At 39.1% G+C, this 6,773-nt stretch carries 10 protein-coding genes; 4 read left to right on the top strand and 6 right to left on the bottom strand.

Annotated features, from left to right (window positions below; translation table 11 throughout):
• The 3 genes from AC1DUW_RS18115 to spoIIM all read right to left on the bottom strand — a co-directional run.
• Positions 1-207, bottom strand: a 207-nt coding sequence (locus AC1DUW_RS18115; RefSeq protein ID WP_477643125.1) for a YqzK family protein, incomplete at its 3' end; no start/stop codon positions are given.
• 222 nt (positions 208-429) lie between these two features.
• Entirely contained in the window at positions 430-888 is a 459-nt protein-coding gene (fur, locus tag AC1DUW_RS18110) for a ferric iron uptake transcriptional regulator (RefSeq protein ID WP_053348129.1), read from the bottom strand.
• A gap of 118 nt (positions 889-1,006) precedes the next feature.
• Positions 1,007-1,654: a stage II sporulation protein M gene (spoIIM, locus tag AC1DUW_RS18105; RefSeq protein WP_053346852.1), complete on the bottom strand. Its 648-nt coding sequence runs from the start codon at positions 1,652-1,654 to the stop codon at positions 1,007-1,009.
• Positions 1,655-1,804: 150 nt separating this feature from the next.
• On the opposite strand from spoIIM, the gene AC1DUW_RS18100 reads away from it, so the two are divergent.
• Positions 1,805-2,368 carry a GNAT family N-acetyltransferase gene (locus AC1DUW_RS18100; RefSeq protein WP_053346853.1) on the top strand — a complete coding sequence of 188 codons (564 nt, stop codon included), beginning with the start codon at positions 1,805-1,807 and terminating at the stop codon, positions 2,366-2,368.
• A gap of 67 nt (positions 2,369-2,435) precedes the next feature.
• On the opposite strand, the gene AC1DUW_RS18095 is transcribed toward AC1DUW_RS18100, so the two are convergent.
• Positions 2,436-3,614, bottom strand: a complete 1,179-nt coding sequence (locus AC1DUW_RS18095; RefSeq protein ID WP_053346854.1) for an endonuclease Q family protein — start codon at positions 3,612-3,614, stop codon at positions 2,436-2,438.
• The gene (locus AC1DUW_RS18090) at positions 3,615-4,166 is read right to left on the bottom strand and encodes an NUDIX hydrolase (RefSeq protein ID WP_053346855.1); all 552 of its coding nucleotides are present in this window, start codon (positions 4,164-4,166) and stop codon (positions 3,615-3,617) included.
• A gap of 75 nt (positions 4,167-4,241) precedes the next feature.
• Here AC1DUW_RS18090 and mciZ point away from each other — a divergent pair, with 75 nt between their 5' ends.
• The 3 genes from mciZ (at position 4,242) to AC1DUW_RS18075 (ending at position 6,436) form a co-directional block, all read left to right on the top strand.
• Complete coding sequence (gene mciZ / locus AC1DUW_RS18085) at positions 4,242-4,403, top strand: Z-ring formation inhibitor MciZ (RefSeq protein ID WP_083450812.1); 162 nt, start codon at positions 4,242-4,244, stop codon at positions 4,401-4,403.
• Positions 4,404-4,460: 57 nt separating this feature from the next.
• Complete coding sequence (locus AC1DUW_RS18080; RefSeq protein WP_477643124.1) at positions 4,461-5,369, top strand: aldo/keto reductase; 909 nt, start codon at positions 4,461-4,463, stop codon at positions 5,367-5,369.
• 641 nt (positions 5,370-6,010) lie between these two features.
• On the top strand, positions 6,011-6,436 hold the full coding sequence (locus tag AC1DUW_RS18075; protein ID WP_053346857.1) for an organic hydroperoxide resistance protein: 426 nt from the start codon (positions 6,011-6,013) through the stop codon (positions 6,434-6,436).
• Positions 6,437-6,485: 49 nt separating this feature from the next.
• Here AC1DUW_RS18075 and AC1DUW_RS18070 read toward each other — a convergent pair.
• A partial coding sequence (locus AC1DUW_RS18070) for a MarR family winged helix-turn-helix transcriptional regulator (protein ID WP_477643123.1) occupies positions 6,486-6,773 on the bottom strand: 288 nt, incomplete at its 5' end.

The following is a 6,773-nucleotide window of genomic DNA, read 5'->3' as shown; positions in this document are numbered from 1 at the left end:
CAACATTAAGCGTTCAAGCCATGCATCATCACCTGTATCAACAGCCTTTGATACTTTTACAGCCATACCTTTTGGTTCGTCATAACGATGATAACTTTGATATTCCTGATTTAACCATACCATTCCTATATAAAAAAGAATAGTGAAGCTAACAAAGAGAATCATCACTTTAGCTGTATGTAGAACAAGCGACAATGAAGTTTTCATCACCTTTCCCCTCCCATTCGATCCTTTGTATCAATCTATGCCCAACAGGACAAGTTTTATACATGTTTCGGTAAGGAGAAAGCAAAAACAACTATAAAAGAGAAAAGTGACGTTATCCTAATTTCCTGAATTCAGCTACATGTCGAATGGACCTTGCTCTGCAGATATTTACCCTTTTAAAAATGCAGAAAACCTTCTCCATTTAATGGAAAAGGTCCGACTTTATTCACCTTTATTCTCGTCTTTCTCATGGCATCGATGACAAATACCATGAAAGGTTAATCTATGATCTTTTATCTTGAAGTTCCAGTCACGTTCTACAATGGATTCTACGTCTTCAAGTAAGTCTTCTTGAATCTCATCTACCGCTCCACATTCCACACAAACAAGATGATGATGGAAATGGGCAGCCCCTTCTTGTCTTAAATCATAACGGGAAACCCCGTCTCCAAAGTTAATTTTATCTACTATCTTCAATTCAGTCAGCAACTCTAGCGTACGGTATACTGTTGCCAATCCAATTTCCGGCGACTTTTCTTTGACAAGGAGGTAAACGTCTTCTGCGCTTAAATGATCCTCTTCGTGCTCAAGTAAAACGCGGACGGTCGCTTCTCGTTGAGGCGTTAGTTTGTAGCTGGACGAGTGCAACTGCTTTTTTATTCTATCAATTCTGTTTTCTATTTCCATACCTATATTCCCTCCCGCGCCGCTATCTTATCCATTATATCAAATGAGGGAAAACTGTCAAAATAGATTTCTTGTTAATGATAAAAAAATTGTTGTGATTAGCAAATTCCCTTCAATGACCCAGGAAACTGACGACATTTTTCATTAAAGAGGGTGATAAGTATGCTTCAAATACAGCAGCTGTAATTAAAAATAATCCTGACAAAATTAATGAAAAAATATAGCGTGATATAATTGGCTTCAGCGGCTCTCGAATTTGCTTGAGGAAAATCCGGCTGATCATTTTCATTGATAGCGAGACAGCAAGGACCGTTATCACGATGAAAATCGGTACAATGAATATATTTTGTGGTAGAATTGCGACAAATGATAATAAGAACCCGCTCCACCCCATTTGATTAACTAAAAAGCCGACTGTAAACCCTACAACCATTCCTTTAATAAATAACAATATCAAGATAACCGGCAACCCAATAACCGAAATCCCAAGAATCCAGATGAGGCCTATATATTTTATGTTATGCATAATACTTTGGCTAAACATATCATGCGAAGATGCAAATTCTCCTTTGGTAACTTGTCCAAAAAATTGTGATAAATAATAGAACAAGTCCTCTTTTTGGGTAAAACTCAAACTATTTACGAGTACAGCGCCAAAAATGACACCCATTAAAAAAAGCACAGTGATAAAGACATATAATGAGGAATGTTCGTTAATGTGTTTCATTACGGCATTTTGTACGACAGATTTTTTTTTCATCTTTCATCCTCCCAACTCCGCTTACTAGAATCTATGTTTTCACTCTTTCATTTATGCTAAAGAAAACAAGTATGAATTCCCTTATCAGGAAGAACACCTCAAAGCAATATCATGTTATAATTTTCCATAACCATTACTTGGAGGTGTGATATGAAAGCTATATTAATGGATTTCCCAGAAAAAATTGAAACTCCACGGCTATATCTAAGACCTTGTCAACCTGGAGATGGCAAAGATGTGTATGAAGCCATTGTCCGTTCCCAGAATGAATTAAAACAATGGCTTCCATTTGCCCATCAGGAACCGTCCTTGGAAACCTCAGAACAGAACGTCCTAAAAGCCTTTTCGGACTTTATTTTAAAAGAGGATATTAGACTTCATATTTATAGGAAAGAAGATGACCAATTCATCGGTTCCACTGGTCTGCACCGAATTAACTGGGATATCCCCAAATTTGAGATTGGCTATTGGATTGATACGATGCACAGTAAAAAAGGGTACATAACCGAAGCGATTGAAAAGTTAACCCAATTTGCTTTTCATCATTATGGGGCAAAGCGGATTGAAATCCGCTGTGACACTAATAACCTTGCTAGTAAACGAATTCCCGAAAAACTAAAGTATACTCTTGAAGGAACTTTACATAATGACTGTCTAAGTGCTGACGGCAAGGAATTGCGGGACACCTATATATATGCAAAAACAACAAACTAAAAAAAGTCCTGACAGTATAAACCTCCTCTGTCAGGACCCTTTTTTGTTCCCTTACATAAACAAAAAATTAGCTGTTCTTTTTTACTTTCCCATACTTACCTCCGCCCCCAACTTCAAAAGTAAGCTCCCCTTTTCTGGCAGAATCGATATAGTGGGCCAATTTTTCAGGAACGATTTCTGTGAGTTGTTCAAGGGTTACCTCATGAAGGATTTTCATCTCGGTTCCAAATGCCTTTAGCAGTTTTTCCATTGATTTAGGACCAAGTCCCGGGATGAAATCGAGGGGTACTTGATGGATATATGGCGGTCTTTCCCTTCGTTTCTCTCCATTCATTTTAGGAATAGATAGTTCCTCTATCCGAGTCGACACCCCTTTAATGATAGTCTTGTTTCCACATTCAGGACATTGTTCATTATCCCTTAACAATTTATGTAAACATCCTGAACAAACGGTTTGATGATATTTTCCCAATAAGGGATTCAACCCATAATTGGCTGATACCTTTCGTCCTTCTTTATCTTGAAGGGCTTTTGCCAACTCGTTAAAACTTGGTTCATTAAGTCGAATTTTTTGATATTCACGAGCAATTTTCCCAAGCGAATGTGCGTCAGAATTCGTCACGAAGACAAAGGATTCCAACTCTTTTATATCCTTGACCATATCTGTATCAGAACTTAACCCAAGCTCGATGGCGTCGATTAACTCTGGATCGAATACTTCAGCCAGACTCGATCTTACCCCTTTACCATATAAACTTTTAAAGGGGGTAAAAACATGTGCTGGGATAAACAAGCCGCCAAGTGATTTTACGATTTTTTGCAGTGTTCTTCCGTCACAATAAATTCTTTGAGAGCTTAAGGTGATATTTTTAACATAACCGCTCATCCACACCGAAAAATTCTTCATCGCTTCCAATGTAGGAAAATAGGCAAGAACATGGATTGGGCCATTACAATGCTGATCATAAATTTCAATTTCAGAGCCTGGAATGATTGTTGTGTTCCGGTAAAGAAGACCGCCTTCATCCTTCTCTGTAATTTCCCCGTCCAGAATTCCTGCTTCAATCTCTTCGATAACTTCAGGAGAATGGCAGTCAATTATCCCGATTAAATCGAGACCTTTTCTCTCACTTGCCACTTGTATCACCTTGCTGAAGGTCAACGTTTTAGCACCGGTTATTTTTACGGCCTTTCCACTTCTTGTTCTACCTATGTGGATATGCAGGTCAGCGTAATACTCTTTCATTTATGAAGTCATCACTTTTTTCAACTGCAGGTACTGAACTGCATATGCCGTTTTGGCATCCTGGATTTTCCCTTCATCTATATAGGTTTGAGCTTCCTCTACCGTCAGCTCAATCACCTCGACAAATTCATCCTCATCCAAGGGGGCCGCATTTTCTTTCTTTTTCAAATTGTGGGCTACATAAATGTGAACCAATTCATCAGCAAAGCCTGGGGACGTATAAAAGGAGATGATGTGTTCCATTTTTTCGCATACATACCCTGTCTCTTCTTCAAGTTCCCGTTCTGCCGACAGAATCGGTTGTTCGCCTTTTTCGAGCTTTCCTGCAGGAATTTCAACCAGACTTCTCTCCAGCGCTTTACGGTACTGTTCAACCATGATGATTTTATTGTCTGCTGTAACAGCTATGATTGCAACCGCTCCCGGATGCTTGATGATTTCACGTTTACTTGTTTTTCCATCTGGAAGTTCTACATCATCCACCTGTAGGCTGATTACTTTACCGGTGAATACTTTTTCCGAAGATATTGTTTTTTCTTCAAATTTTTTCATCCTGACCACTCCTCTGTTCTAATTGCAGTATTATTCTTCATACATTTTACCATAATAGAGATGGAGGGCGATTCGATGAAAGTTTATGTATTGGAAAAAGGCGTCATTTTATCTGGAAAGAGTTGGGAGATCATTCAAAAACTAAAACAATTGCAAAATAAATATGTCTATATCAATGATTGGATTGCCGACATACACGATCAACAGGCAACCTCTCCTTTAAAACGAATCAAGTGAATTCTTTGAGCGAAATGGATTTGTCCTTTACAATGTAGGTAAAGGGAGTGGATAAAATTGAAAAATCGTAGACTAGGAAATTCAGAGTTATTCGTATCTGAAATCGGGCTCGGCTGCATGTCATTGGGTACTGTCGAAAGTCAGGCATCTGAGATCATACAGGCTGCTTTGGATGAAGGAATCAATTATTTTGATACTGCTGACTTATATAATTTCGGTGTGAATGAAGAAATCGTCGGAAAAAACTTAAAATCGGTCCGCGAGCAAGTATACATAGCCACGAAGGTCGGAAACCGCTGGAATGAAAATAAGGATAGTTGGAGCTGGGATCCATCTGGCACCCATATCAAAACGGCAGTAAAGGACAGCTTAAAACGGCTAGGAACCGATTATATTGATCTTTATCAGCTGCACGGGGGCACGATTTCAGACAATATCGAAGAAACTGTTGAAGCCTTTGAGGAGTTGAAAAAGGAAGGCTATATCCGGTACTATGGAATTTCCTCAATTCGCCCCAACGTAATTAAGAAATTTACCGAAAAGTCTGATCTTGACTCCGTGATGATGCAATACAGCCTACTCGACCGCCGCCCAGAAGAGTGGATGCCTCTTTTGGAAAACAAACAGATCAGCATCATTGCCCGTGGCCCCCTTGCTAAAGGACTGCTTAGTGAGAAAATGCTTGAAAAGGCAAATGAAGATGGTTATCTTGACTATAGTTATCAAGAACTTAAAGATCTGCTTCCACAATTAAAGGACAAGCTTTCCGGCAGAAAGTTGAATGATACGGCCCTGCAATTTGTATTGTCACACCAAAGCGTTGCTGCTGTCGTACCTGGAGCAAGCTCAGTGCAGCAGCTCCGTGAAAACTGCCGTGCCGTTAAAAGCTCTTCGCTTACTGAAGCTGAACTTGATGTGTTGAAGCAGTTGACCAAAGTAAACAAATATGAAAGTCATCGGGATTAAAAGGGAGACCTTAAACTAACCTAGTGTTTCCAAGAAAAATAAAAACCAGCAATAGGCTATCTTATCTCCGTAAAACAAGCGGGCTGAGGTAGTCTAATTTCGTTTAACGCTATCTTCATTATCTGATTTATCCGTTTTCACATCTGCTTATTTAATAGGGAAACCCTTCAACTTAAACAAGCTTGCCCCCATCTAATTGCCTTCTTCCAACATTTTACCCTTCTCGATATACTCCTTTTGATTGCATTGTATTGACTCTGTTTTTTAGGGTACCACAACAATATGTATTATCACTTTTTTCTTAATTAAAAATAGTGTTTATTCCTTTATTAGATTATCTTGCCTAACGTCATTTCAGCACACTGTCATTATACTTATTACACCCAATGCAAAAAGATTCGGTCACTCCCATTAAACAAGATATTTAGTAAACAAAGCGACGGAGAACCTGGAGGATTGGTGTTTTTATGGGGAGATGTATTGCCATTTGATGTAACAAGAGTTACTGAACATACCATTAATTAATTGAGAGATTTAACGATATTAATGATTTTCACAAATGCTTTTCTGTTGCTTTCCATAAATACATGCTATACAATTCAATTGTGCACAATCTAAATATGGAACAAAGGAGAAAAATGATGACAAAAACATTATTTACTACGTCTGTAACGGTTGATGGGGGAAGAGAAGGAACGGCCATTTCTGCCGATGGAAACTTCACAGTTGATATTGCGATGCCTGGAACGCCGAGGGCTAATAAGATGCCTGAAGCATCTAATCCTGAACAGCTCTTTGCAGCTGGGTATGCTGCTTGTTTTGATAGTGCTTTGCAATCCGTTGGTAAAATTGAACGCATTAAATTTGATTCTAAAGTCACTGCTAGTGTCAGTTTATTGATGGGTGAGATGCATCAGTACAGCTTGGCTGTCACTTTAGCAGTGAGGGGATCTGGGATCGATAAAGAGACGTTTGAAACCCTTGTTCATAAAGCGCACCAAATGTGTCCTTATTCAAAAGCAATCAACGGCAATGTGGACGTCACTATTGAAATCGATGTAGATTAATATATCCGACAAAAAAACGCTTGGGCTCCCCAAGCGTTTTTTCTTTCCGCTAAAATTTCTGTAATGTTTTCAATAGTTGGAGCAGCGAAGCTTTCAAATCCTCAACTACTTGCTTATCCTCACCCGACATGTCTGAAATGCGTTCGGGAATGGTGCAGGCTTCTTCCTTCAAACCAAGTCCTTTTTCAGTCAACTGAACCATGACAGACCTCTCATCTTGAGTGGAACGTTCACGAACAATCAGACCGTTTTGCTCCATTCGTTTTAACATGGGGGTAAGCGTTCCTGAGTCGAGAGCAAGAAGCTCCCCTAGTTTTTTGACTGTAAGTGTATCCTG

It is taken from the genome of Peribacillus sp. P4_C12 (genome assembly GCF_056402095.1).
The sequence above is the reverse complement of the archived record's forward strand: the minus strand, read 5'-3'. Positions and strand labels throughout refer to the sequence as shown.

Bases quoted from the DNA above. Each gene is read 5' to 3' on its own strand.
- AC1DUW_RS18095 (WP_053346854.1), bottom strand. From the start codon at position 3,614: ATGAAAGAGTATTACGCTGACCTGCATATCCACATAGGTAGAACAAGA.
- mciZ (WP_083450812.1), top strand. From the start codon at position 4,242: ATGAAAGTTTATGTATTGGAAAAAGGCGTCATTTTATCTGGAAAGAGT.
- AC1DUW_RS18090 (WP_053346855.1), bottom strand. From the start codon at position 4,166: ATGAAAAAATTTGAAGAAAAAACAATATCTTCGGAAAAAGTATTCACC.
- spoIIM (WP_053346852.1), bottom strand. From the start codon at position 1,654: ATGAAAAAAAAATCTGTCGTACAAAATGCCGTAATGAAACACATTAAC.
- AC1DUW_RS18100 (WP_053346853.1), top strand. From the start codon at position 1,805: ATGAAAGCTATATTAATGGATTTCCCAGAAAAAATTGAAACTCCACGG.
- AC1DUW_RS18075 (WP_053346857.1), top strand. From the start codon at position 6,011: ATGACAAAAACATTATTTACTACGTCTGTAACGGTTGATGGGGGAAGA.